The following is a 26,239-nucleotide window of genomic DNA, read 5'->3' as shown; positions in this document are numbered from 1 at the left end:
ATCGTTACTTTTTCGAGCTCAGAGACCTTTGCTCTCTGTTAAGGATTTCCAGCATGACCGAAGCGACAGGACTCATGGCCCACAACTGGGGCTTTGCCATTTTCCTCCTCGGTGTTGTCGGCCTTTGTGCCTTCATGCTTGGTGTCTCCAGCCTCCTCGGGTCAAAAGCCTGGGGCCGCAGCAAAAACGAACCGTTCGAGTCCGGCATGCTACCTACAGGTGGCGCCCGCTTGCGGCTCTCAGCCAAATTCTATCTGGTCGCGATGCTGTTCGTGATCTTCGATATCGAAGCCCTCTTTCTCTTTGCCTGGTCTGTGTCCGTCCGCGAAAGCGGCTGGACCGGATTCGTCGAAGCCCTCGTTTTCATAGCAATTCTGTTGGCAGGCCTTGTCTACCTATTTCGAGTGGGCGCCCTTGACTGGGCTCCGGAAGCTCGTCGTAAGCGGCAAGCGAAGCTGAAACAATGAGGCTTTGGCGATGCAATACAATCTCACCAGGATCGACCCGGATGCTCCTAACGATCAGTACCCAATCGGCGAACGGGAAACCGTTTCCGATCCGTTAGAAGATCAAGTCCACAAAAACATCTACATGGGCAAGCTGGAAGACGTGCTGAGTGGCGCGGTCAACTGGGGACGTAAGAACTCCCTGTGGCCGTACAACTTCGGTCTGTCCTGCTGCTACGTGGAAATGACCACCGCCTTCACGGCGCCCCACGACATCGCGCGCTTTGGCGCCGAAGTTATCCGGGCATCACCGCGTCAGGCGGATTTCATGGTTATCGCCGGAACCTGCTTTATCAAGATGGCGCCGATCATTCAGCGTCTCTACGAGCAAATGCTCGAGCCAAAGTGGGTTATCTCCATGGGTTCGTGCGCCAACTCCGGTGGCATGTACGACATCTACTCCGTCGTTCAAGGGGTGGACAAGTTCCTGCCCGTGGACGTCTACGTGCCTGGCTGCCCGCCCCGACCTGAAGCATTTCTGCAAGGCTTGATGCTGTTGCAGGAATCGATTGGCAAGGAGCGTCGTCCACTTTCCTGGGTTGTCGGCGATCAAGGCGTTTACCGCGCCGAGATGCCTTCGCAAAAGGAACAGCGCCGCGAACAGCGAATCGCAGTCACCAACCTGCGCAGCCCCGACGAAGTCTGATCCAGCACCGCTTCTTTTATAGAACGAAAACCTGGCTTCATTCTTTACGTTGACCGAAAGCGATAAAAAACCATGACTACAGGCAGTGCTCTGTACATCCCGCCTTATAAGGCAGACGACCAGGATGTGGTCGTCGAACTCAATAACCGTTTTGGCCCTGACGCCTTCACCGCCCAGGCCACACGTACCGGTATGCCGGTGCTGTGGGTGGCGCGTGCCAAGCTCGTCGAAGTCCTGACGTTCCTGCGCAACCTGCCCAAGCCGTACGTCATGCTTTATGACCTGCATGGCGTGGACGAGCGGCTGCGCACCAAGCGCCAGGGGCTGCCGAGCGGCGCCGATTTCACCGTGTTCTATCACCTGCTGTCGATCGAACGTAACAGCGACGTGATGATCAAGGTCGCCCTCTCCGAAAGCGACCTGAGCGTGCCGACCGTGACCGGTATCTGGCCGAACGCCAGCTGGTACGAGCGTGAAGTCTGGGACATGTTCGGTATCGACTTCCCCGGCCACCCGCACCTGACGCGCATCATGATGCCGCCAACCTGGGAAGGTCACCCGCTGCGCAAGGACTACCCTGCGCGCGCCACCGAATTCGATCCGTTCAGCCTGACGCTCGCCAAGCAACAGCTTGAAGAAGAGGCTGCACGTTTCCGTCCGGAAGACTGGGGCATGAAGCGCTCCGGCACCAACGAGGACTACATGTTCCTCAACCTGGGCCCGAACCACCCTTCGGCTCACGGTGCCTTCCGCATCATCCTGCAACTGGACGGCGAAGAAATCGTCGACTGCGTGCCTGACGTCGGCTACCACCACCGTGGTGCCGAGAAGATGGCCGAGCGCCAGTCCTGGCACAGTTTCATCCCGTACACCGACCGTATCGACTACCTCGGCGGCGTGATGAACAACCTGCCGTACGTGCTCTCGGTCGAGAAGCTGGCCGGTATCAAGGTACCGGACCGCGTCGACACCATCCGCATCATGATGGCCGAGTTCTTCCGGATCACCAGCCACCTGCTGTTCCTGGGGACTTACATCCAGGACGTCGGTGCCATGACCCCGGTGTTCTTCACGTTCACCGACCGTCAGCGCGCCTACAAGGTCATCGAAGCCATCACCGGTTTCCGCCTGCACCCGGCCTGGTACCGCATCGGCGGTGTCGCGCACGACCTGCCAAATGGCTGGGAACGCCTGGTAAAAGAGTTCATCGACTGGATGCCCAAGCGTCTGGACGAGTACCAGAAAGCCGCCCTGGACAACAGCATCCTCAAGGGCCGGACCATCGGCGTCGCGGCGTACAACACCAAAGAAGCCCTGGAATGGGGCGTCACCGGTGCTGGCCTGCGTTCCACCGGTTGCGATTTCGACCTGCGTAAAGCGCGCCCGTACTCCGGCTACGAGAACTTCGAATTCGAAGTGCCGTTGGCGGCCAATGGCGATGCCTACGACCGTTGCATCGTGCGCGTCGAAGAAATGCGCCAGAGCCTGAAGATCATCGAGCAGTGCATGCGCAACATGCCGGCCGGCCCGTACAAGGCGGATCACCCGCTGACCACGCCGCCGCCGAAAGAGCGCACGCTGCAACACATCGAAACCCTGATCACGCACTTCCTGCAGGTTTCGTGGGGCCCGGTCATGCCGGCCAACGAATCCTTCCAGATGATCGAAGCGACCAAGGGTATCAACAGTTATTACCTGACGAGCGATGGCGGCACCATGAGCTACCGCACCCGGATTCGTACTCCAAGCTTCCCGCACCTGCAGCAGATCCCTTCGGTGATCAAAGGTGAAATGGTCGCGGACTTGATTGCGTACCTGGGTAGTATCGATTTCGTTATGGCCGACGTGGACCGCTAAGCATGAATAGCACGCTTATCCAGACAGACCGTTTCACCTTGAGTGACACCGAGCGCTCGGCCATCGAGCACGAGCTGCATCACTACGAAGACCCGCGTGCGGCGTCTATCGAAGCCTTGAAGATCGTCCAGAAGGAACGTGGCTGGGTGCCGGACGGCGCCCTCTACGCCATCGGCGAAATCCTCGGCATCCCTGCCAGCGACGTTGAAGGTGTGGCCACGTTCTACAGCCAGATCTTCCGTCAGCCGGTGGGTCGCCACATCATTCGCGTGTGCGACAGCATGGTCTGCTACATCGGTGGCCACGAGTCCGTGGTCAGTGAGATTCAGAACAAGCTGGGCATCGGCCTGGGTCAGACCACGCCGGACGGCCGCTTTACGCTGCTGCCGGTGTGCTGCCTGGGTAACTGCGACAAGGCGCCGGCGTTGATGATCGACGACGACACATTCGGTGACGTGCAGCCTGCTGGCGTCACCCAATTGCTCGAGGGCTACCCATGACCCTGACTTCTTTCGGCCCGGCCAACCTGATCAAGCGTTCGGCCGAGACTCACCCGCTGACCTGGCGCCTGCGTGACGACGGCGAGGCGGTATGGCTCGACGAGTACCAGGCCAAGAACGGTTACGCGGCTGCGCGCAAAGCCTTCGCCGACATGGCCCAGGACGATATCGTCCAGACCGTGAAAGACGCCGGCCTTAAAGGTCGCGGCGGTGCAGGCTTCCCCACGGGTGTTAAGTGGGGCCTGATGCCCAAAGACGAATCCATCAACATCCGCTACCTGCTGTGCAACGCGGATGAAATGGAGCCGAACACCTGGAAAGACCGCATGCTGATGGAGCAACTGCCCCATCTGCTGATCGAAGGCATGCTGATCAGTGCCCGCGCGCTGAAAACCTACCGTGGCTACATCTTCCTGCGTGGCGAATACACCACCGCCGCCAAGCACCTCACCCGTGCCGTGGAAGAAGCCAAGGCAGCCGGCCTGCTGGGCAAGAACATCCTCGGTTCGGGCTTTGACTTCGAACTGTTCGTGCACACCGGCGCCGGGCGTTACATCTGCGGTGAAGAAACCGCACTGATCAACTCCCTCGAAGGCCGCCGCGCCAACCCGCGCTCCAAGCCGCCCTTCCCTGCCGCCGTGGGCGTGTGGGGCAAGCCGACATGCGTGAACAACGTCGAGACCCTGTGCAACGTGCCGGCAATCATCGGCGACGGCGTGGAGTGGTACAAATCGTTGGCCCGCGAAGGCAGCGAAGACATGGGCACCAAGCTCATGGGCTTCTCCGGCAAGGTCAAGAACCCTGGCCTGTGGGAACTGCCATTTGGCGTAACTGCACGCGAGCTGTTCGAGGACTACGCCGGCGGCATGCGCGACGGCTACACCCTCAAGGCCTGGCAGCCAGGCGGCGCCGGCACCGGCTTCCTGCTGCCCGAGCACCTCGACGCACAAATGTATGCCGGCGGCATCGGCAAGGTCGGCACCCGTATGGGTACTGGCTTGGCGATGGCCGTGGACAACACCGTGAACATGGTGTCGTTGCTGCGCAACATGGAGCAGTTCTTCTCCCGCGAATCCTGCGGTTTCTGCACCCCGTGCCGTGACGGTTTGCCATGGAGCGTGAAGCTCTTGATGGCGATCGAGAAAGGCGAAGGCCAGCCAGGCGACATCGAGACCCTGCTGGGTCTGGTCGGTTTCCTCGGCCCAGGCAAGACCTTCTGTGCTCACGCACCGGGCGCCGTGGAGCCATTGGGCAGCGCAATCAAATACTTCCGCTCGGAGTTCGAAGCCGGCATCGCGCCTACCAGCGCCGCTGTCCCGCCTCTGGCGAGGCCGATCGTAGTCGGCGCGTAACGCTTAACCAGGCGAAGGGTCCGTGCCCTTCAACTGCTCATGTGCTGACGCCTTTATGGCTGTGTAGATGCACATGAATAACAAGATTCCATTAGCCACGCCCGCTGACAACGGGCCAACGAAGAACTTTGAACCATGGCCACTATCCACGTAGACGGCAAAGCGCTCGAAGTCGATGGGGCAGACAACCTGTTACAGGCATGTCTCTCACTAGGCCTCGACATCCCTTATTTCTGCTGGCACCCAGCCCTTGGTAGCGTCGGTGCCTGTCGCCAGTGTGCGGTCAAGCAGTACACCGACGAGAACGACACCCGTGGTCGTATCGTCATGTCCTGCATGACGCCCGCCACCGACAACACCTGGATCTCCATCGAAGATGAAGAATCCAAGGCGTTCCGCGCCAGCGTTGTCGAATGGCTGATGACCAACCACCCCCACGACTGCCCGGTCTGTGAGGAGGGCGGTCACTGCCACCTGCAAGACATGACGGTGATGACCGGCCACAACGAGCGCCGTTATCGCTTCACCAAGCGTACCCACCAGAACCAGGACCTCGGCCCGTTCATTTCCCACGAAATGAACCGCTGCATCGCCTGCTACCGTTGCGTGCGTTTCTATAAAGACTACGCCGGCGGCACCGACCTGGGCGTATTCGGCGCCCACGACAACGTGTACTTCGGTCGCGTTGAAGACGGCGTGCTCGAAAGCGAGTTCTCCGGCAACCTCACCGAGGTCTGCCCGACCGGTGTGTTCACCGACAAGACGCACTCCGAGCGCTACAACCGTAAGTGGGACATGCAGTTCGCGCCGAGCATCTGCCATGGCTGCTCCAGCGGTTGCAACATTTCCCCGGGCGAGCGCTACGGCGAATTGCGTCGGATCGAAAACCGCTTCAACGGTTCGGTCAACCAGTACTTCCTGTGCGACCGTGGCCGTTTCGGCTATGGCTACGTCAACCGCGAGGACCGCCCACGCCAGCCGCTGTTGGCCGGTGGTGCCAAGCTGAGCACCGACGAAGCACTGGATAAAGCCGCCGATCTGTTGCGCGGCCGCAATATCGTTGGTATCGGTTCGCCACGCGCCAGCCTCGAAAGCAACTTCGCGTTGCGCGAACTGGTCGGCGCCGAGCACTTCTACTCCGGTATCGAAGCCGCTGAGCTGGAGCGCATTCGCCTGGTCCTGCAAGTGCTGAACGACAGCCCGCTGCCGGTGCCGAACATGCGCGACATCGAAGACCACGACGCGATCTTTGTCCTCGGTGAAGACCTGACCCAGACCGCCGCGCGTATCGCATTGTCCCTGCGCCAGTCGGTCAAAGGCAAAGCCGAAGACATGGCCGAGGCTATGCGCGTACAGCCCTGGCTCGACGCCGCGGTGAAAAACATCGGCCAGCACGCGCTGAACCCGCTGTTTATCGCAAGCCTGGCTGAGACCAAGCTCGACGACATCGCCGAAGAGTGCGTCCACGCAGCGCCTGACGACCTGGCGCGCATCGGTTTCGCCGTGGCCCACGCCCTGGACGCCGGCGCACCTGCCGTCGAAGGTCTGGACACTGAAGCCGTTGAACTGGCCCAGCGCATCGCCGACGCCCTGCTGGCGGCCAAGCGCCCGCTGATCATTGCTGGCACCTCGTTGGGTTCCAAAGCGCTGATCGAAGCGGCTGCCAACATCGCTAAAGCCCTGAAGCTGCGCGACAAGAACGGTTCCATCAGCCTGGTCGTGCCGGAAGCCAACAGCCTTGGCCTGGCCATGCTCGGTGGCGAGTCACTGGACGCCGCGCTGCAAGCCGTCACTGACGGCAAAGCCGACGCCATCGTGGTACTGGAAAACGACCTGTACACCCGCACGGATTCGGCCAAGGTCGACGCCGCGCTGGACGCCGCCAAAGTGCTGATCGTTGCCGACCACCAGAAGACCGCGACCAGCGAGCGTGCCGACCTGGTGCTGCCAGCCGCCACCTTCGCCGAAGGCGACGGTACCCTGGTCAGCCAGGAAGGCCGCGCCCAGCGCTTCTTCCAGGTGTTCGATCCGAAGTACATGGACGCCAGCATCCTGGTTCACGAAGGCTGGCGCTGGCTGCATGCCCTGCGCTCGACCCTGCTGAACCAGCCGCTCGACTGGACCCAGCTCGACCACGTCACCGCAGCCGCCGCCGCAAGCGCCCCGCAACTGGCGCGCATCGTCGACGCTGCACCGTCCGCCGCGTTCCGCATCAAGGGCATGAAACTGGCCCGTGAACCGCTGCGTTACTCCGGCCGTACCGCCATGCGTGCTGATATCAGCGTGCACGAACCGCGTACGCCGCAGGACAACGACACCGCGTTCGCCTTCTCCATGGAAGGTTACTCGGGTTCGGTCGAGCCGCGTCAACAGGTGCCATTTGCCTGGTCGCCGGGCTGGAACTCGCCGCAGGCTTGGAACAAGTTTCAGGACGAAGTCGGTGGTCATATCCGCGCTGGCGACCCGGGCACCCGCCTGATCGAAAGCACCGGTGATTCGCTGAACTGGTTCGCCGCCGTACCGCGTCCGTTCAACCCGGCCCAGGGCACCTGGCAGGTTGTGCCGTTCTTCCACCTGTTCGGCAGCGAAGAAACCTCTTCCAAAGCCGCGCCGGTACAAGAGCGCATTCCGGCCGCCTACGTGTCCGTAGCCAAGTCCGAAGCCGACCGCCTGGGCGTCAACGACGGTGCCCTGCTCAGCTTGAACGTCGGTGGCAAGACCCTGCGTCTGCCGCTGCGCATCAACGACGAGTTGGGTGCCGGCCTGGTTGCACTGCCGAAAGGCCTCGCCGGTATCCCGCCTGCGATCTTTGGCCAAACCGTTGACGGTCTGCAGGAGGCAGCGCAATGACCTGGTTCACCCCTGAAGTGATCGACGTGATCATCTCGGTCGTCAAGGCCATCGTGATCCTGTTGGCCGTGGTCGTCGCGGGCGCCCTGCTCAGCTTCGTCGAACGTCGCCTGCTGGGCTGGTGGCAGGACCGTTACGGTCCGAACCGCGTTGGCCCGTTTGGTATGTTCCAGATCGCCGCCGACATGCTGAAAATGTTCTTCAAGGAAGACTGGACCCCGCCGTTTGCCGACAAGGTGATCTTCACCCTGGCACCGGTCGTGGCCATGAGCGCCTTGCTGATTGCCTTCGCCGTCATCCCGATCACCCCGACCTGGGGCGTGGCGGACCTGAACATCGGCTTGCTGTTCTTCTTCGCCATGGCCGGTCTGTCGGTCTACGCGGTGCTGTTCGCGGGTTGGTCGAGTAACAACAAGTTCGCCCTGCTGGGCAGCTTGCGGGCTTCGGCCCAGACCGTGTCCTACGAAGTGTTCATGGGCCTCGCGCTGATGGGCATCGTGGTGCAGGTCGGCTCGTTCAACATGCGCGACATCGTCGAGTACCAGGCGCAGAACCTGTGGTTCATCATTCCGCAGTTCTTCGGCTTCTGCACCTTCTTCATCGCTGGCGTCGCCGTGACTCACCGTCACCCGTTCGACCAGCCGGAAGCGGAACAGGAACTGGCCGACGGTTACCACATTGAATACGCCGGCATGAAATGGGGCATGTTCTTCGTTGGCGAATACATCGGCATCATCTTGATCTCGGCCCTGCTGGTCACGCTGTTCTTCGGCGGCTGGCACGGTCCGTTCAACATCCTGCCGCAACTGGCGTTCTTCTGGTTTTTCTTGAAGACGGCGTTCTTCATCATGCTGTTCATCCTGCTGCGCGCTTCTATCCCGCGCCCACGCTATGACCAGGTGATGGATTTCAGCTGGAGATTCTGCCTGCCGCTGACCCTGATCAATTTGCTGGTGACGGCTGCTGTTGTGTTGTTGAACACGCCAGCCGGCGCGGTTCAGTGAGGATTTGACCCATGTTCAAATATATTGGCGACATCGTTAAGGGTACTGGTACCCAGTTGCGAAGCCTGGTGATGGTGTTCGGTCACGGCTTCCGCAAACGCGACACCCTGCAATACCCGGAAGAAGCGGTGTACCTGCCGCCGCGCTATCGCGGCCGTATCGTGCTGACCCGCGACCCCGATGGCGAAGAGCGTTGTGTAGCCTGCAACCTGTGCGCCGTGGCGTGCCCGGTGGGTTGCATCTCCCTGCAGAAAGCTGAAACCGAAGACGGTCGCTGGTACCCGGACTTCTTCCGCATCAACTTCTCGCGCTGCATTTTCTGCGGCCTCTGCGAGGAAGCTTGCCCGACCACCGCGATCCAGCTGACACCGGATTTCGAGATGGCCGAGTTCAAACGTCAGGACCTGGTGTACGAGAAAGAAGATCTGTTGATCTCTGGTCCCGGTAAAAACCCTGATTACAACTTCTATCGTGTTGCAGGTATGGCCGTTGCCGGTAAGCCGAAAGGCGCCGCACAAAACGAAGCCGAGCCGATCAACGTGAAGAGCTTGCTGCCTTAAGGAAGAAAGATGGAATTCGCTTTCTATTTCGCGTCGGGTATTGCAGTGGTGTCCACGCTTCGCGTGATCACCAACACCAACCCCGTGCACGCCCTGCTCTACCTGATCATTTCGCTGATCGCCGTGGCCATGACCTTCTTCAGCCTCGGCGCACCGTTCGCCGGTGTCCTGGAAGTGATTGCCTACGCTGGCGCCATCATGGTGCTGTTCGTGTTTGTGGTGATGATGCTCAACCTGGGGCCGGCTTCGGTCGCCCAGGAACGCGTCTGGCTCAAACCCGGCATCTGGCTTGGCCCGGTTGTCCTGGCAGCCCTGCTGCTGGGTGAACTGCTGTATGTGCTGTTCGCTCACCAGAGCGGCCAGGCCATCGGCCACACCACCGTAGACGCGAAGGCCGTGGGCATCAGCCTGTTCGGCCCGTACCTGCTGGTGGTCGAACTGGCTTCGATGCTGCTGCTCGCGGCAGCCATCACCGCCTTCCACTTGGGCCGCAACGAAGCCAAGGAGCAATGACGATGCCTGCTATCCCTTTGGAGCATGGTCTGGCGGTCGCCGGCATCCTGTTCTGCCTTGGCCTGGTCGGCCTGATGGTCCGCCGTAACATTCTGTTCGTGTTGATGAGCCTGGAAATCATGATGAACGCCGCAGCACTGGCCTTCATCGTTGCGGGTGCACGTTGGGGCCAGCCGGATGGACAAGTCATGTTCATCCTGGTGATCAGCCTGGCAGCCGCCGAGGCCAGTATTGGCCTGGCGATCCTGCTGCAACTGTATCGTCGCTTCCACACGCTTGATATCGACGCTGCCAGTGAGATGCGCGGATGAACATGATCTTTCTGACTTTCGTATTTCCCCTGATCGGTTTCCTGCTGCTGTCGTTCTCCCGTGGACGCTGGTCGGAAAACCTTTCTGCCCTGGTGGGTGTGGGTTCCATTGGCCTGTCGGCGATTGTTGCCGCCTATGTCATCTGGCAATTCAACGTGGCGCCGCCGGAAGGCGGCCACTACACCCTGGTGCTGTGGCAGTGGATGTCGGTGGAGGGCTTCAAGCCCAACTTCGCCCTCTACGTCGACGGCCTGTCGATCACCATGCTCGGCGTGGTCGTGGGTGTAGGCTTCCTGATCCACCTGTTCGCGTCCTGGTACATGCGCGGTGAAGCCGGTTACTCGCGCTTCTTCGCCTACACCAACCTGTTTATCGCCAGCATGCTGTTCCTGGTGCTGGGCGATAACCTGTTGTTCCTGTACTTCGGCTGGGAAGGCGTGGGCCTGTGCTCGTACCTGTTGATTGGTTTCTACTACAGCAACCGCAACAACGGTAACGCGGCACTCAAGGCCTTTATCGTCACCCGTATCGGCGACGTGTTCATGGCTATCGGCCTGTTCATCCTGTTCCAACAGGTGGGCACGCTGAACATCCAGGAACTGCTGGTGCTGGCACCGCAGAAGTTCCAGGTCGGTGACTTCTGGATCACCCTGGCGACCCTGATGCTGCTGGGTGGCGCTGTCGGTAAATCCGCACAGTTGCCGCTGCAAACCTGGCTGGCGGATGCGATGGCCGGTCCGACTCCGGTTTCGGCACTGATTCACGCCGCCACCATGGTGACCGCCGGTGTCTACCTGATCGCCCGTACCCACGGCCTGTTCACCCTGGCGCCGGAAATCCTGCACCTGGTGGGCCTGGTTGGCGGCGTGACCCTGGTACTGGCCGGCTTCGCCGCGCTGGTGCAGACCGACATCAAGCGTATCCTCGCCTACTCGACCATGAGCCAGATCGGCTACATGTTCCTGGCCCTGGGCGTCGGCGCCTGGGACGCGGCGATCTTCCACCTGATGACCCACGCCTTCTTCAAGGCCCTGCTGTTCCTTGCTTCGGGTGCAGTCATCGTTGCCTGCCACCACGAGCAGAACATCTTCAAGATGGGCGGCCTGTGGAAGAAACTGCCGTTGGCCTACGCCAGCTTCATCGTCGGGGGTGCCGCGCTGGCCGCCCTGCCGTTGGTGACCGCCGGTTTCTACTCCAAAGACGAAATCCTCTGGGAAGCCTTTGCCAGCGGTAACCAGAACCTGCTGTACGCAGGCCTGGTGGGTGCGTTCATGACCTCGCTGTACACCTTCCGCCTGATCTTCATCACCTTCCACGGTGAAGCCAAGACCGAAGCACACGCAGGCCACGGCATCTCCCACTGGCTGCCACTGTCGGTGCTGATCATCCTGTCGACCTTCATCGGCGCCATGATCACCCCGCCACTGGCCGGTGTATTGCCTGAAAGCGCTGGCCATGCCGGCGGCGCTGCCAAGCACAGCCTGGAGATCGCCTCCGGCGCCATCGCCATCGCCGGTATCCTGCTGGCGGCCCTGCTGTTCCTCGGCAAGCGCCGCTTCGTCACCGCCGTCGCCAACAGTGGCATCGGCCGCTTCCTTTCGGCCTGGTGGTTCGCCGCCTGGGGCTTCGACTGGATCTACGACAAACTGTTCGTCAAGCCTTACCTTGCGATCAGCCATGTACTGCGCAGAGACCCGCTCGACCAGACCATCGGTTTGATCCCGCGTGCCGCCAAGGCCGGTCACACCGCCCTGAGCCGCAGCGAAACGGGCCAATTGCGTTGGTATGCCGCTTCCATGGCCGTCGGTGCCGTGCTGGTGATCGGCGCCATCGTGGTGGTAGCGGTATGACTATGAACATTGCGTACTTTGCGAACTTGCAAAAGGAAACGAGCCCGTCATGATTCTGCCCTGGCTAATCCTGATCCCCTTTATCGGCGGCCTGCTCTGCTGGATGGGTGAACGCTTCGGCGCCACCCTCCCCCGCTGGATTGCGTTGCTGACCATGTCCCTGGAACTCGCGCTCGGCCTATGGCTGTGGGCCCACGGTGACTATTCATTCGCTCCGGCACCGGGTGTCGATCCAACCTTCGCGCTTGAATTCAAGCACGTGTGGATCCAGCGCTTCGGCATCAACGTGCACCTGGCCCTCGACGGTCTGTCGCTGTTGATGATTTTGCTGACCGGCTTGCTGGGTATCCTCTCGGTACTCTGCTCCTGGAAAGAAATTCAGCGTCACGTGGGCTTCTTCCACCTGAACCTGATGTGGATCCTGGGCGGCGTTGTCGGCGTGTTCCTTGCGCTGGACCTGTTCATGTTCTTCTTCTTCTGGGAAATGATGCTGGTGCCGATGTACTTCCTCATCGCGCTCTGGGGTCACAGTTCTTCGGACGGCAAGAAAACCCGGATCTACGCGGCGACCAAGTTCTTCATCTTCACCCAGGCTTCCGGCCTGATCATGTTGGTGGCGATCCTGGGTCTGGTACTGGTCAACTTCAACACCACTGGCGTGATTACCTTCAACTACGCCGACCTGTTGAAAACCAAGATGTCGCTGACCACCGAGTACATCCTGATGCTGGGCTTCTTCATCGCCTTCGCGGTGAAGCTGCCGGTGGTGCCGTTCCACTCCTGGCTGCCGGATGCTCACGCCCAGGCGCCGACCGCAGGTTCTGTGGACCTGGCCGGTATCCTGCTGAAAACTGCGGCCTACGGCCTGCTGCGTTTCGCCCTGCCGCTGTTCCCGAATGCCTCGGCCGAGTTTGCGCCGATCGCCATGACCCTGGGTCTGATCGGGATCTTCTACGGTGCGTTCCTGGCCTTCGCCCAAACCGATATCAAGCGTCTGATCGCCTTCTCGTCCGTTTCCCACATGGGTTTCGTACTGATCGGCATCTACTCCGGCAGCCAACTGGCGTTGCAAGGCGCAGTGATCCAGATGTTGGCCCACGGTGTTTCGGCCGCCGCGCTGTTTATCCTCAGTGGCCAGTTGTACGAGCGTCTGCACACCCGCGACATGCGTGAAATGGGTGGCGTGTGGTCACGCATCGCTTACCTGCCGGCGATCAGCCTGTTCTTTGCTGCCGCATCCCTGGGCTTGCCGGGCACCGGCAACTTCATCGGCGAGTTCCTGATCCTGATGGGTTCGTTCGTGCACACACCGTGGATCAGCGCCATTGCTACTTCCGGCCTGGTGTTCGGGTCGGTTTACTCGCTGATCATGATTCACCGCGCCTATTTCGGCCCGGCCAAGTCCGACACCGTCCTGCAAGGGATGGATGCTCGCGAACTGATCATGGTGCTCGGCCTTGCGGTACTGCTGATCTACATCGGCGTGTACCCGCAACCGTTCCTGGACACTTCTGCCGCGACGATGCATGGCGTGCAGCAGTGGTTCAGCACCGCCTTCACTCAACTCGCTTCGGCACGGTAAGAGCGCTATGGAATTCACGATCCAACACTTTATCGCGCTTGCGCCGCTGCTGATCACCAGCCTCACCATTGTTGTGGTGATGCTGGCGATCGCCTGGCGCCGCAATCACTCGCAGACGTTCCTGCTGTCCTGTGCCGGTTTGAACCTGGCCCTGCTGTCGATCATCCCGGCCCTTAAAGTCGCGCCACTGGCCGTGACCCCGCTGATGATGATCGATGACTTCGCGCTGCTGTATATCGCGTTGATCCTCGTCGCTACCCTGGCCTGCGTGACCCTCGCGCATGCCTATCTCGGCGAAGGCGGCACCGGCTACCCGGGCAACAAGGAAGAGCTGTACCTGCTGATCCTGCTGGCTGCGGCCGGTGGCATCGTGCTGGTCAGCGCGCAGCACCTGGCGGGCTTGTTCATCGGCCTGGAACTGCTGTCGATCCCGACTTACGGCCTGGTGGCCTACGCCTTCTTCAACAAGCGCTCCCTGGAAGCCGGCATCAAGTACATGGTGCTGTCGGCCGCCGGTTCCGCGTTCCTGTTGTTCGGTATGGCCCTGCTCTACGCAGAAGCCGGCAGCCTGAGCTTCACCGGTATCGGCCACGCCCTGGCGACTACCAGCATGCCTGCGCCAATCGCCCAGTTGGGCCTGGCCATGATGTTGATCGGCCTGGCGTTCAAGCTGTCCCTGGTGCCATTCCACCTGTGGACCCCAGACGTGTACGAAGGCGCCCCGGCGCCAGTGGCTGCGTTCCTGGCCACAGCATCGAAGGTTGCAGTGTTTGCGGTGATGGTGCGTCTGTTCCAGATCTCCCCTGCCGCCAACACCGGTGTGCTGAGCAACGTGCTGACCGTGATCGCGATTGCCTCGATCCTGTTCGGTAACCTGCTGGCCCTGACCCAGAACAACCTCAAGCGTCTGCTCGGTTACTCCTCCATCGCCCACTTCGGCTACCTGCTGATCGCCCTGGTGGCGAGCAAAGGCCTGGCCGTGGAAGCGATTGGCGTGTACCTGGTCACCTACGTCATCACCAGCCTCGGCGCATTCGGCGTCATCACGCTGATGTCCTCGCCGTACAAAGGCCGTGACGCCGACGCCCTGTACGAATACCGCGGCCTGTTCTGGCGCCGTCCGTACCTGACCGCCGTACTCACCGTGATGATGCTGTCCCTGGCCGGCATCCCGCTGACCGCGGGCTTTATCGGCAAGTTCTACATCGTCGCTACCGGCGTTGAAGCGCACGAGTGGTGGTTGGTTGCCTCCCTGGTACTGGGCAGCGCCATCGGCGTGTTCTACTACCTGCGCGTGATGGTCACCCTGTACCTGATCGAGCCAAACCTGCGCCGCGTGGACGCCGAGCTGCACTGGGAACAGAAAGCCGGTGGCGTGATGCTGCTGGCAATCGCCTTGCTCGCGTTCTTCCTGGGTGTGTACCCACAACCGTTGCTCACCCTGGTGCAGCACGCGGTGCTGGGCGTTTGATCGCCTAGCGGGACGTTAGTCAACAAAACGGCGCCTTCGGGCGCCGTTTTGCATTCTGCAACACCGTATTGAGTCAGCGAGCCGGCGTTGCTGCCAGCCGGGCCAGCGGTGAGCAACTATCCTGTGTTTCAACCTGCTGGGGGACGGTTGACGTGACACCCCGGACCGCAACAACTGACCACTGCCGAAAGAGGGCCATGCATGTTTGATGATCTGGATTACAGCCAACCCTACGCGTCCGCGCGCTCACCTGTGATGGGCAACAACATGGTCGCCTGTTCCCAGCCCCTGGCCGCTCAGGCGGGCCTGGAGATGCTGCGCAAAGGCGGCAATGCCATCGACGCAGCCATCGCCGCAGCCATGGTGCTGACCGTGGTTGAACCCACCGGTTGCGGCATTGGCAGCGACGCGTTCGCCATCGTCTGGGACGGGCAACAGCTGCAGGGCCTGAACGCCTCCGGCCGCTCGCCGGCAGGCTGGACACCCGAGCATTTCGCTGGCCACGCCGCAATGCCGCAGCGCGGCTGGGGCTCGGTGACCGTACCGGGTGCGGTGTCAGCCTGGGTCGCGTTGTCCGAACGCTACGGTAAATTGCCCTTTGCCACCCTGGCCGAACCGGCGATTGCCTATGCGCAGGACGGTTATCAGGTCACACCCATCATCAGCGAATTGTGGCGCCTGGGTGCCGAGCAACTGAAGGACCAGCCGGGTTTTGCCGAGTGCTTTTTACCCGGCGGCAAAGTACCTGCAGCCGGTGAGAAAGTCCGGCTCAAGGATCATGCAAACACCCTGAAGAGCATCGCCGACACCCAGGGCGAATCGTTTTACCGTGGCGAACTGGCCCACGCCATCATTGCCCATGCCCGCGCCAATGGCAGTGTCATGAGCCTGGAGGATCTGGCGACTCACCGCGTCGAATGGGTTGAGACCCTGTCGGTGCCTTACGCCGGCGCAGTGGTGCATGAATTGCCGCCCAACGGACAAGGCATCGCCACCTTGGCGGGGCTGACCCTGCTTGAAGCGCTGGGTGTCGGCAAGCATCCGGTGGACAGCGTCGAGACATTGCACCCGGTGTTGGAAGCAATGAAATTGGCGTTGGCCGATCTCCAGCATTACGTCACCGACAGCGAGCATATGCAGGTCAAGCCTGCGCAATTACTCGACCCGACCTATTTGGCGGAACGAGCATCGCGAGTCAGCGAACACGCCGCCAACCCCGGCCACGGCTCACCCAAAGCGGGCGGTACGGTGTGTTTATCGACGGCAGACGAAAACGGCATGATGGTGTCGTTCATACAGTCCAACTACATGGGCTTCGGCTCGGGCGTTGTGGTGCCAGGCACCGGTATCAGCCTGCAGAACCGCGGCGCAGCCTTCACCCTTGAGCCAGGCCATGTGAATGCCGTCGCACCGGGCAAGCGCCCGTTTCACACGATCATCCCAGGCTTCGTCATGAATGCCGATGGAACGCCGCTGATGGCGTTTGGCTTAATGGGCGGGCCGATGCAGGCACAAGGGCACTTGCAAATGATGCTGCGCATCCTGCGCTACAAACAGAACCCGCAAGCCGCCGCCAATGCACCCCGCTGGAGGATCGAAGCCGGCCTGCAGGTATCCGTGGAGCGTGAGTTCGATCAACTGCTGGCGCAGGCTCTGCGTGCCAAAGGCCACCTCATCGACTTCGAAGACCCCAGCGGCGTGTTCGCATTTGGCGGCGCTCAGATCATCCAGCGCACCCGGCATGGCTATGTGGGGGGAACCGATCCGCGCAAAGATGGATTGATTGCGGCGTATTAGATCGCTTCACCGCTGCGCAAACCTGAGCGCTGTCAAAAACAGCGCTCAGGTCACTTGGTTGTGTGCATCGGCCTGGAGGTAAAACGGTTCAGCGAAGGCTCTATCTCAAGACGCCTGTGAGTTTGCTAGCACCAAGCCGTCAAGCGTCTCGCGAAGCTGCGGATGGGCCGGCAGGCGAATGCCGAAGGTTTCATGCAGCAATGTCATCAGCTCCTCGGCACTCTCGATGGCGCGCTTCTCGCTCGGCTGGTCGAGACTGTGAAGCGCATAGTTGGCATTGTTCAACGTATGCCGTTTGCCCGGTGCCAGGCGCGCGGCCTTCAACTGCCCGACAAAGACTGACGCCGGGTGCGTCGACACGTACCAGTTGCCGATGAGGTAGTCCATGTCCGCCTGCACTTGCAGGTCGAACACATACAAACCACGCCACTCCTCGCCCACTTGGGTCCACAGGGTGTAGTCGGCGCCGTTGAACGTCAGGCGATAAGGTTCATGAGCAGTGGCCTGGACCGCTTCAGTGTCCAGCTGCAACGGGCTGCTCGGCACCATGCCGCCAAAGCCCACATCGGTCACGTAACGCACGCCATCCAGTGTCACCAGGCTCAGGCGATGGGTACGCCCGGTGCGCGCCTCAGGCGGCCCGCCCATCACGACCCAGCCGGTCAGGCCTCGCGCGTCAAAGCCCAATTCCTGCAGCAGCGCCAGAAACAGGTGGTTCAGCTCGAAGCAATACCCGCCGCGTCCCTCCAGCAGCACTTTTTGCTCGATGCTGGGCAAATCAATCAGCACCGGGGAGCGCAGCAACGTCGACAGGCTCTCGAACGCGAAGGTGCACACATGGCGCAATTGCAGCGCCTGCAAGGTTTGCAGTGTGGGCGTTGGCGGCGAGTCATAGCCCAGGCGTTGCAGATAGAGCTGGCTGTGAGTCAGACGGGGCATGGCGCGATCCTTTAGCGCAGGGCGAAGCCGTCACTATGCCGCGACAGTGTGCGACTTGTCATTTTGAGTGAACCTTTTTGAACGCTTGCCTATCCATCTATAACAAGACAGGGAGGCAACATGAGTACCGCAAAAATCTACACCATCCAGTATCAGCTGCACGGTCAACCGAAGTCCTTTGTAGTGCGCGCCGAGGTAATGAATAACGCCGAGGCCTGGCATTGGGCGGCGGTCGACGCCGACATCGCGCATGTCAGCCGCATTGGGCGCGTGGGTCACGAACAGGTGAAAAAAACCACCCGCCCCTGGGCGGAGAAGTTCGGCATTACCGACGTCATCTGGGTTGCACCCAAGTAAATACGTCCACGCAAGCACCCGCCCCGCAACAGCGGGGCTGGCTTTACTTCTTCAAGTCGCCCAACGGATCGTAGGGCGGCTTTTTTTCGGCCGGTTCTTTCTTGCCCTTGTCCAAGGGCGCGATAGCCGGGCCAATCGGGTCAACCTGAGGGTCGGCCACGTCGGGGGAATCCGGGTCGAAGCCCAGTTCATCCTTGCCGCTGGCGTGCTCGCTGGATCGCGGGCCTTTTGGGGGATTAGTCACGACAACCTCCTTAGTTAAAGCGGGCGCGCTTTGTCATGCAGGTTTTCCAGGTCTTGCTCAACCTGCTCCTCATCATCGTCCTGACGCTCCGCCGGGTCGTTGGGGCGCAACGCATCGTTGTCGCGCTCCTCCTCACCGGGTGTGCGGTCAGGGTTGGGCGTACCAGGCGGTGGTTGTTTGTAGTCGGGCATGGTGGTTCACCTCACGGGGGTTGGTGGCCTACCTGGAATTAGAGAAAGCGCCAGGCGCCATCGTTCAACTTGTTTGCCCAAAGCATGCGAAGATGCCACCCCGCTTCTTCTTGAGACCTGACCCGGATGTTCGAGCTCAAACCCTGCGACCCTGTTACCTACCGCCAACAAACGCGACGCAGCACGATTATCGTGGCCGTGCTGTTCATCGCCCTGGCGATGCTGTTGTCGAGCCTGGCAGTGATGCTGTTCGGCGAACCCGGCGGTGATAACTTTCGCTTCAATGTCGGCGGCGTGTTTGCCGGGGTATTGATCACGCTCGCGCTGATCCGCGGACCGTTCTGGACCCAACCCTGGCTTGCACCCGCGGTATATGGCTGGCGGCTCAAACGCAGCCTGATGAGCGTGACCAATGTGATGCACAAGGTCACTGAACGCGTGCAAGCCAACGATCCGACGGCGATCAAGGTGCTGCGGTTCTACCACCTGGGGCTAACACAGATGCATGAGCTGGATGCCAATTCCAGCGCCCAGGCGCAACTGGTCGGTGAAATCGACGCGCATAAGGCAAAGATGCAGGCGCTGGGGATCGACACCGAGCAAACCCGCTTCGACCCGGCATGGATGGACCGTTTTAAAAGCGCTTGAGCGCGCACGCCTCAGTCAGGCGCTGACCTTTGCCCGCCAGCAGAACACCGCGCTCACCGCAATCGCTGCACCCGCCAGGCCAAACACCCAGGGCGCCGACGCCACCGGCAGCAACAGGCCCGCCATCAGCGGCCCGAGGCCAGCGCCGACATCGCGCCACACCGCATTGGACGCCAGGGCCGAAACGCGCATCGAGCCCGGGTTGCGCTCGGCCACCAAGGTGGTGACCAGCGGCAGTTGCAACGCGCGTAACACCAGCACTGCCGCCGCGCCGACGATCACCCAATAACTGCCGAACGCGGTCAGGGCCAAGGCACTCAAAAACGAGAACAGCAGCAGCATCGAGGTGGCGCCAAAGCGTTGCGCCGCCCGGCCACCCAGTGGGCTCAGGAGCATTTCCGAGGCATAGCGCAGGGCCATCAAGCCACCGGCGATCAGCACCGCGTCGCCGCCGAGCATCTTCTGGGCCTGGATCGACAGGCCAAAGATAAACAGCCCGTCCAGCGCCACGCCTTCGATAAATGACCAGGTCGCTACGCTGTCCGGCCACTTGAAGCGGCGCCCCGTGCTGTGCAAATCATGCCCGCTGGTGGGCAAACCGCGCGCCGCCCACACGCCCATCAGGCAACAGCCTGCGAGAATCAGGAAGATCGGACGCGGCCCGGCCCATAAGGTCAACCAGCCGCCCAGCGGCAGCGCCAGCATCGGCCCCAGGGCAATCACCGCCCGTGAGCGCCCGGCCCTGCGCGCTGCGCCCGCAGGTTCCGAAGTCGCCAACACTTGCGTCGACAGGTTCAACGCGGCGAAACACAGGCCCCAGATCAGCCGCAACCCCAACAATGCGGCAAAACCCGACAACATCGAATTGCCCAAAGCGCACACCGTCGCCGCGCCGGCGGCGATCATGCAGGTCAGGCGATCGCCGTTACGCGCATAGAAATTCAAGACATGTCGGTAGCCGAAAATCCGCACCAGGCGGTTGGCCGCCAGCAACACCCCGGCCTGGGCCAACGTGATGCCGAAGGCCTGGGACTCCATGGGCAGCAGCAGGTACAGCAACACGTCACTGGGCAGGCATAACGCAAGGGTCAGTGCGGCGCGTCGGGACGTGCTATCAGCAGTGCGTTGGGCCAGGCTGGACATAAATCTGAAATATCCCGAAACATTCAGGCCGCCACGTTAGCGTTGCCGACGCTGCTTTTACAACGACCTGTTACGCTTTTTTCCCATAGGGCAGCAAACGCAGACCGCTGGCCACACTGCCCACCAGCGCAAACACGCAACCCAGCCATAACGCATATTTCGGGCCGCTGGTCAGTGACAGATGGAAACAAAACGCCACTAACGACGCACCCAGCGTTTGCCCCAACAGGCGTGAAATCGCCACGATGCCACTGGCCCCGCCGCTGCGCGCGAGCGGTGCGCTGGTCATCAACGCCTTGAGGTTGGGCGATTGGAAGAAGCCGAAACCGGCGCCGCACAGGGCCATACGCCAGCCGATGTCAAAGGCTGACGCCTCATTACCCAAGGTCGCCAGCGCAGCCATACCCACGCTGAGCATCAACAGGCCAATACCGCACAACACGCCCAAAGACACCCGATCCGCCAGCCGCCCCGCCACCAATGCCATGACCGCAACCACGGCGGGCCACGGCGTCATCAGAAAACCGGTTTCCACCTGGCTATGGCCAAGGACTGCCTGCAACAGGAACGGTAACGACACAAACGCCAGGCCCTGGGCGCTGAATGCACAGATGGCCGTGAGGGAAGACAGCGCAAACACCGGCCGCTTGAACAAGTCCAGGGCCAGCATAGGCGCCGGGTGTCCAGCCTGCCGACGCAACAACCACGCGCCGCATACCAGCGCCACGGCGATCAGGCCGAGGGTCAACGCGCCTTGGGCACCGTGCACTGCCGTACCCAGCCCGAGCACCAACAGGGCAAACAACCCGGCACACAGCAACGCGGCAACGCGGTCGAAGGCATGCCCGGTCATGGGCAGCGTCGGCAATGAACGCAGACCCAGGCCCAACGCCAACAAACCCAACGGCACGTTGATCAGGTACAACCAGTGCCAGGTCGCCACCGACAGAATCGCCGACGCGGCAGTGGGCCCGAGGGTGAACGCCAACCCCACGACCAACGAGTTATAGCCCAAGCCGCGCCCGAGCATTTTTGAGGGGTAGATATGCCGCAGCAACGCCGTGTTCACGCTCATGACCGCCGCCGCGCCAAGCCCTTGTGCCACCCGCGCGGCCGTCAGGGTCAACAGCGACCCGGCCAGCCCGCAAAACAGCGACGAGACAATAAACAGCAGCAACCCGCCGAGATACACGCGGCGGTGCCCCAGCACATCACTCAACGACGCGAACGGGAGCACCGTGGCAATAATCGCCAACTGATAGGCGTTGACCACCCAGATCACTGAGGCCGAGTCGGTGCCGATGCCTTCGGCCAAGGTCGGCAACGCCGTGTTGACGATGGCCGTATCGAGGGTCGCCATGCCGATCCCCAGGGAGATGGCGATCACGGCGGGCAGGCGTTTGTTGAGGGGCAACCCATCGGCAACAGAGGACATGAACAATCCGCACAGGTGACAAAGGCCTCTAGATTACGGGCAGCGGGGATTTTTTTCAGTGGCCAATTGCCTGGCTGTCGGAATTTTCATGTTCAACGAAGGTGTTCACTGACCCTCAACTCAACAATCAATGCCGGTCAATTACCGCCAAACCTTCACCGTTTTAGTCGGCATCCCGAACGACACAATTAGAAATATTCGTGTTTCCGAACGAAGCCATCGCAACGTTGCCGACGACCCTAAAAATCACCATAAATTTCATGCGGTTGTTGTCATCTTTGTTACATGCCAACTGGCATACATTCTGCTTTATGCCTATTTCCGGTAATAAAATGTTTCAGGTTTGAGACAGTCTCATCCTCTGAAACAGGACGCGTGACACCCCCATAACAACGACCACGCCCCAAAGGAGGGCGGCCTTTCCGACTTTTTGATCGACATCAACTTTCCAAGACTGCTGCTGCACATCTGTACCCCAAAGAGGGCGAATGGCCTGATCGCCAATCACACGCCCGACTATAAAAAGGACGAATTGATGAGCTCGAGCAAGAACCACGCAGTGTCCTGTATGGACGCAGACCACCCGACCCTGGCACCCGCCGAGAGTGTCCTCGGCTTTGGCCCCTTTCTGTTACTGGCAAGGCAGCACGTGTTGCTGCGCAACGGCGAACCCGTGACGCTGGGTAGCCGCGCGCTGTACCTGTTGATTGCGCTGGTGACCCGCGCCGGTGAATTACTGGAAAAAGCCGAACTGATCGCCTTCGCGTGGCCCAAGGTGGTCGTAGAGGAATGCAACCTGCGCGCGCAGATCGTCGCCCTGCGCCGGGCACTGGGCGACGACGGCAACTTCAGCTATATCGTCACCGTGCCGGGCCGAGGCTATCGCTTTGTGGCGCCGGTTACCGTGCAAACCTGCAGTGAAGAAACCCTGCCGGTACCCTATGCCCGGGCAGAGGAATCCACGCTGCCGCGGCCGCCCTGCGAAGTGATAGGCCGCGACACGTTGATCACAAGCCTCGCCGACCAGGTGCTCAGCCAGCGTTTCGTCACCCTCACCGGCCCCGGTGGCATCGGCAAGACCACCGTCGCCATGGCGGTGGCCCACCAGTTGGCCAGTGCGTTCAAGCTGGACACCTGCTTCGTCGACCTGGCGCCCGCCACCAGCGAGCAATGGGTGGCCGGCATGCTCGCCAGCGCCCTGGGCATCCAGACGATCAGCGATGACCCGCTGCACAGCATCACCGCAACCCTGGCCGAACGCCGCTTGCTGCTGGTGTTGGATAACTGCGAACACGTGTTGCCGGCCACCGCCGACGCCGTGGAAACCCTGCTGCGCAGTGCCCCGCAATGCTACGTGCTGACCACCAGCCGCGAACCGTTGCGCGCCGAGGGCGAACGGGTGCACGACCTGGCGCCGCTGCAAGTGCCCGACGAACAGGCCAACCTGTCCGCCAGCGAAGCCTTGGCCTGGTCCGGCGTGCGCCTGTTTGTAGAACGCGTGCGCGCCCTCGACCCCGACTTTGAGTTCAACGACGCCGATGTGTCGGCGGTCAGCGCCATCTGTCGCAAACTCGACAGCAATGCGCTGGCGATCGAGATCGCCGCCGCACGGGTACGCACCTTTGGTATTCAGGATCTGGTCGGCCTGCTCGACGGCAGCTTTCGGCTGCAAATGACCGGCCGGCGCACCGCCCTCGCCCGTCACCGGTCCCTCAGCGCCACACTGGACTGGACCTACTCGATGCTCACTGGCGACGAGCAGGCGATGTTGCGCCAACTGGCCGTGTTTACAGGCTCCTTCACGCTGGATGCGGTCAAGGCCATGACGACCAGCAGCAGCCTGGACCCACGCAACGCCCTGCCGTTGCTCGAAAGCCTGATGGACAAGTCATTGCTGATCACCGGTGAAGCGCAGTTGCTCAAGCGCTATCGCCTGCTGGAAACCACCCGCGCCTATGCCCTGGAAAAACTGGCCGAACATGGCGAAGTCAATGCCACCAGCTTGCGTCACGCGCGGTATGCCCTCGGCATGTTGCAGGAAGCCGGGCAGACCCTGGATGGCCTGTCGCCGGAAACCTGGGTTGCCCTCTACGGCCCCGAGAACAGCACCATCCGCTCGGCACTGGACTGGGCCTATTCACCCAACGGCGACCTGCCCCTCGCGATCGAACTGACCCTGGTCAGCGTGCCGCTGTGGCTGCGCCTGTCGCTGGTCAGCGAATGCCGCACCTGGGTCGCCAAAGGCCTGGCGAGCAACGCCATCTCCCCCTTGCCGCTGCGCCAGCGCATGCTGCTGCACACTGCCCTGGCCAGTGTGCTGATGCTGACTTACGGCACCGGTGGGGAGATGCGCGAAGCCTGGCGCCAAGTTTGTGAAGACGCCCGCGACCTCGGCGATGCCGAACACAAAATGCGCGCCTTGTGGGGCCTGTGGACCGACCGCTGTGGTTGCAACCAATATGCCGAAGCCCTGGAACTGGCCGAGCGTTATATTGCCTTGAACAGCAGCGGCAACCAGCAATTGCTCGGCAAACGCATGCGCGCCGTGGCGCTGTTTCATATGGGCGATCTGCAGGGCGCGCGACAGAATATCGACGAAGCGCTCGGCTCACCGTCGGCGCCGCGCTCGCACATCATCGACGTGCATTTTGACCAGCGCATCGCCGCCCGTTGCCTCAAGGCCAAGGTGCAATTGCTGGAAGGCGATGTCGACCCGGCACTGCGCCTGATCGGCGCCTGCGTCGACGAAGCGGTCTCACTCGACCACCCGGCAACCCTTTGGTACACCCTGTGCCTGGGCGCAATTCCACTGGCACTGCTCACCTCCAACCTGCCAAAAATGCACTACTACCTTGGCCTGCTGCAAGACAGCACCACCCGCCAGGACCTGCATATCTGGCGGCAATTTCGACGGTGCTTCGAAAGCATCCTGCTGATCCGCCAAGGCTCGCCGGAAGAAGGCGTGCCGCAACTGGGCGAGGCACTGCACCATTTGCAAGGCCAGGGCGACACCCAGCTCTACAGCCTGCTGCGTTGTGAATACGCCCTGGGCCTGGCGCGGCTGGGCCTGGAGAAACTCGCCCTGGAAGTGCTGGAAGACACCCTGCAATTGGCTGTCGGCCGCCATGAGCGTTGGTTTGTGCCGCAGATGCTGCGGATCAAGGCGCAACTGATCCTGCGCCAGGGCGACTACGGTTCAGAGGACAAGGCCAAGGTCATGCTGCGCCAGGCCTGGGTGGATGCACAGTTGGCGGGTGCGCACTTCTGGCGCGCGCAGATTGCAACCGACCTGGCACGCCTGCAGGAGCCCAAATTGCGCGTGGCCTCGCTGCCCCGCTTCCAGCACCGCTAGGTATCTGAACTTGGACTGGCTGGAATGAGCGGGGCAAGCCCGCTCACCACAACAGCCCTTCCACAGATTGATTTAGGTTGGGTCAGATCAGGCGCGCAGCGACAAGCCAATCGGCCACGGCCTGGAACGACGCATCCGGCACGGGGTCGCCGGGCACGGTTTTTTTGGCGATAGCCGCCGCCAGGGATTTGTCCGGCGCATGGGGAATCCCCAGATCGTAGGCTTCCTGCAACATCAACAAGGCCTCTTCCGGTGATGCGCGACACACAATCACCGGCACCGGCGTTTCCCCGCGCACATAGCGCACGCCAATCACCCAACCATCGGTGGTGCCAATCATCATCGACGCCCGGCCCAGGCCCAGCTTGGTGGCCAGCGCCTGCATCTCATTGCGCTGGCGGCGCCGTTCGCTCTTGATCAGCGGGTCGCCGTCGATGTCTTTGCGCTCGCGCTTGGTTTCGCTGCGGGTCATCTTCATGTCGCGCCCGAACAACCAGCGCTGCATCAGCACATCCACGGCGCCCACCGTGAGAAACGCGCACAGCACCGTGAACACCAGCGGTTTGAGCACCAGGAAAAACGTCGATTCCATGCACTCGGCACCACAGCGTGACGACTCCATCAGCGCCTGCAACGCGTGCTTGCCGACCACGTAAAACGCGATCGCCAATACATGCACCTTGACCAGCCCCTTGATGAACTCCACCAGGTTGCGCAGGGCGAAGATCTTCTTCATGCCCTCCGCCGGGTTGACGCGCTTGAACTCGGGCTTGATCGGGTCCACCGAGAACACAAAGCCGCGCATGGTGATGAGGTTGGTCAGGATCACTACACCGGTGGTCACCGCCATCACCGGCAGCGTGATCCCGATGATCAATTGTTCGGCATGGTCGAGCACCCGGGGCCACACGGTGGCGAACGGTTCGATATAGATTTGCGCGGTCAGGTCAATCAGCGCCGTGACCTGCGCCATGGCCCGGGGCGCAAGGATGGAGATGCACAAGGTACAGAACAGAATGACCATGCCCGACACCAGGTCCTGGCTCTTGGCGACCTGGCCTTTCTTGCGGGCGTCGTTGAGCTTTTTGTCCGTGGCCGGCTGGGATTTCTCTTCGCTGGTATCGGCCATGG

The 26,239-nt window shown here is 61.5% G+C and carries 23 protein-coding genes; 17 read left to right on the top strand and 6 right to left on the bottom strand.

Annotated elements, in window-relative coordinates:
* The first annotated feature begins 53 nt into the window (after nucleotides 1-53).
* The 14 genes from ACLBW8_RS15710 to ACLBW8_RS15645 all read left to right on the top strand — a co-directional run bounded on the left by ACLBW8_RS15710 (nucleotide 54) and on the right by ACLBW8_RS15645 (nucleotide 16,799).
* Nucleotides 54-467 (top strand): NADH-quinone oxidoreductase subunit A, encoded by a 414-nt coding sequence (locus tag ACLBW8_RS15710; protein WP_003219575.1) that lies wholly within the window; start codon nucleotides 54-56, stop codon nucleotides 465-467.
* Nucleotides 468-477: 10 nt separating this feature from the next.
* Nucleotides 478-1,152, top strand: coding sequence for a NuoB/complex I 20 kDa subunit family protein (locus ACLBW8_RS15705; protein ID WP_012724951.1), 675 nt, complete (start codon nucleotides 478-480; stop codon nucleotides 1,150-1,152).
* Between the two features lie 72 nt (nucleotides 1,153-1,224).
* Nucleotides 1,225-3,009, top strand: a complete 1,785-nt coding sequence (nuoC, locus tag ACLBW8_RS15700; RefSeq protein ID WP_064452902.1) for an NADH-quinone oxidoreductase subunit C/D — start codon at nucleotides 1,225-1,227, stop codon at nucleotides 3,007-3,009.
* A gap of 2 nt (nucleotides 3,010-3,011) precedes the next feature.
* Entirely contained in the window at nucleotides 3,012-3,509 is a 498-nt protein-coding gene (gene nuoE / locus ACLBW8_RS15695) for an NADH-quinone oxidoreductase subunit NuoE (RefSeq protein WP_447805772.1), read from the top strand.
* Nucleotides 3,506-4,861 carry an NADH-quinone oxidoreductase subunit NuoF gene (nuoF, locus tag ACLBW8_RS15690; protein ID WP_064452903.1) on the top strand — a complete coding sequence of 452 codons (1,356 nt, stop codon included), beginning with the start codon at nucleotides 3,506-3,508 and terminating at the stop codon, nucleotides 4,859-4,861. Before nuoE ends, nuoF begins: the two co-directional genes overlap by 4 nt.
* 135 nt (nucleotides 4,862-4,996) lie before the next feature.
* On the top strand, nucleotides 4,997-7,711 hold the full coding sequence (gene nuoG / locus ACLBW8_RS15685; RefSeq protein ID WP_447805771.1) for an NADH-quinone oxidoreductase subunit NuoG: 2,715 nt from the start codon (nucleotides 4,997-4,999) through the stop codon (nucleotides 7,709-7,711).
* Nucleotides 7,708-8,715 (top strand): NADH-quinone oxidoreductase subunit NuoH, encoded by a 1,008-nt coding sequence (gene nuoH / locus ACLBW8_RS15680; protein ID WP_053256843.1) that lies wholly within the window; start codon nucleotides 7,708-7,710, stop codon nucleotides 8,713-8,715. Before nuoG ends, nuoH begins: the two co-directional genes overlap by 4 nt.
* Before the next feature lie 11 nt (nucleotides 8,716-8,726).
* Nucleotides 8,727-9,275, top strand: coding sequence for an NADH-quinone oxidoreductase subunit NuoI (gene nuoI / locus ACLBW8_RS15675; RefSeq protein WP_003174725.1), 549 nt, complete (start codon nucleotides 8,727-8,729; stop codon nucleotides 9,273-9,275).
* Between the two features lie 9 nt (nucleotides 9,276-9,284).
* Nucleotides 9,285-9,788: an NADH-quinone oxidoreductase subunit J gene (gene nuoJ / locus ACLBW8_RS15670; RefSeq protein ID WP_003174726.1), complete on the top strand. Its 504-nt coding sequence runs from the start codon at nucleotides 9,285-9,287 to the stop codon at nucleotides 9,786-9,788.
* A gap of 2 nt (nucleotides 9,789-9,790) precedes the next feature.
* A complete protein-coding gene (nuoK, locus tag ACLBW8_RS15665) occupies nucleotides 9,791-10,099 on the top strand; it encodes an NADH-quinone oxidoreductase subunit NuoK (RefSeq protein WP_003174727.1) in 309 nt (102 codons plus the stop codon).
* On the top strand, nucleotides 10,096-11,949 hold the full coding sequence (gene nuoL / locus ACLBW8_RS15660) for an NADH-quinone oxidoreductase subunit L (protein WP_064452905.1): 1,854 nt from the start codon (nucleotides 10,096-10,098) through the stop codon (nucleotides 11,947-11,949). Before nuoK ends, nuoL begins: the two co-directional genes overlap by 4 nt.
* Before the next feature lie 49 nt (nucleotides 11,950-11,998).
* A complete protein-coding gene (gene nuoM, locus ACLBW8_RS15655) occupies nucleotides 11,999-13,531 on the top strand; it encodes an NADH-quinone oxidoreductase subunit M (RefSeq protein ID WP_447805770.1) in 1,533 nt (510 codons plus the stop codon).
* 7 nt (nucleotides 13,532-13,538) lie between these two features.
* Nucleotides 13,539-15,002: an NADH-quinone oxidoreductase subunit NuoN gene (gene nuoN / locus ACLBW8_RS15650; protein WP_053256846.1), complete on the top strand. Its 1,464-nt coding sequence runs from the start codon at nucleotides 13,539-13,541 to the stop codon at nucleotides 15,000-15,002.
* 201 nt (nucleotides 15,003-15,203) lie between these two features.
* Nucleotides 15,204-16,799: a gamma-glutamyltransferase family protein gene (locus tag ACLBW8_RS15645; RefSeq protein WP_447805769.1), complete on the top strand. Its 1,596-nt coding sequence runs from the start codon at nucleotides 15,204-15,206 to the stop codon at nucleotides 16,797-16,799.
* 105 nt (nucleotides 16,800-16,904) lie between these two features.
* On the opposite strand, the gene ACLBW8_RS15640 is transcribed toward ACLBW8_RS15645, so the two are convergent.
* Nucleotides 16,905-17,738, bottom strand: coding sequence for an arylamine N-acetyltransferase family protein (locus tag ACLBW8_RS15640; protein ID WP_447805768.1), 834 nt, complete (start codon nucleotides 17,736-17,738; stop codon nucleotides 16,905-16,907).
* Nucleotides 17,739-17,858: 120 nt separating this feature from the next.
* Here ACLBW8_RS15640 and ACLBW8_RS15635 point away from each other — a divergent pair, with 120 nt between their 5' ends.
* Entirely contained in the window at nucleotides 17,859-18,095 is a 237-nt protein-coding gene (locus ACLBW8_RS15635) for a DUF6555 family protein (protein ID WP_064452909.1), read from the top strand.
* A 43-nt stretch (nucleotides 18,096-18,138) separates the two neighbouring features.
* Here ACLBW8_RS15635 and ACLBW8_RS15630 read toward each other — a convergent pair whose 3' ends face one another.
* Nucleotides 18,139-18,339 carry a DUF6021 family protein gene (locus ACLBW8_RS15630; RefSeq protein WP_128587971.1) on the bottom strand — a complete coding sequence of 67 codons (201 nt, stop codon included), beginning with the start codon at nucleotides 18,337-18,339 and terminating at the stop codon, nucleotides 18,139-18,141.
* A gap of 14 nt (nucleotides 18,340-18,353) precedes the next feature.
* Nucleotides 18,354-18,530 carry a hypothetical protein gene (locus tag ACLBW8_RS15625; RefSeq protein ID WP_167353705.1) on the bottom strand — a complete coding sequence of 59 codons (177 nt, stop codon included), beginning with the start codon at nucleotides 18,528-18,530 and terminating at the stop codon, nucleotides 18,354-18,356.
* A gap of 126 nt (nucleotides 18,531-18,656) precedes the next feature.
* Between ACLBW8_RS15625 and ACLBW8_RS15620 the strand changes: the two genes are divergently transcribed.
* Nucleotides 18,657-19,178: a DUF3087 domain-containing protein gene (locus ACLBW8_RS15620; protein ID WP_447805767.1), complete on the top strand. Its 522-nt coding sequence runs from the start codon at nucleotides 18,657-18,659 to the stop codon at nucleotides 19,176-19,178.
* A gap of 15 nt (nucleotides 19,179-19,193) precedes the next feature.
* Here the strand turns inward: ACLBW8_RS15620 and ACLBW8_RS15615 are convergent, their stop codons facing one another.
* The gene (locus tag ACLBW8_RS15615; RefSeq protein ID WP_447805766.1) at nucleotides 19,194-20,321 is read right to left on the bottom strand and encodes an MFS transporter; all 1,128 of its coding nucleotides are present in this window, start codon (nucleotides 20,319-20,321) and stop codon (nucleotides 19,194-19,196) included.
* Nucleotides 20,322-20,391: 70 nt separating this feature from the next.
* A complete protein-coding gene (locus ACLBW8_RS15610; RefSeq protein WP_262665234.1) occupies nucleotides 20,392-21,756 on the bottom strand; it encodes an MFS transporter in 1,365 nt (454 codons plus the stop codon).
* Nucleotides 21,757-22,291: 535 nt separating this feature from the next.
* Between ACLBW8_RS15610 and ACLBW8_RS15605 the strand changes: the two genes are divergently transcribed.
* On the top strand, nucleotides 22,292-25,108 hold the full coding sequence (locus tag ACLBW8_RS15605) for an ATP-binding protein (protein ID WP_447805765.1): 2,817 nt from the start codon (nucleotides 22,292-22,294) through the stop codon (nucleotides 25,106-25,108).
* Between the two features lie 82 nt (nucleotides 25,109-25,190).
* On the opposite strand, the gene ACLBW8_RS15600 is transcribed toward ACLBW8_RS15605, so the two are convergent.
* A complete protein-coding gene (locus ACLBW8_RS15600) occupies nucleotides 25,191-26,237 on the bottom strand; it encodes an EscU/YscU/HrcU family type III secretion system export apparatus switch protein (protein WP_447805764.1) in 1,047 nt (348 codons plus the stop codon).
* Nucleotides 26,238-26,239 lie beyond the last annotated feature (2 nt).

This window comes from Pseudomonas sp. M5A4_2d (genome assembly GCF_053345295.1).
Note: the sequence above shows the minus strand (reverse complement) of the source record. Positions and strands in the feature narration are given on the sequence as shown.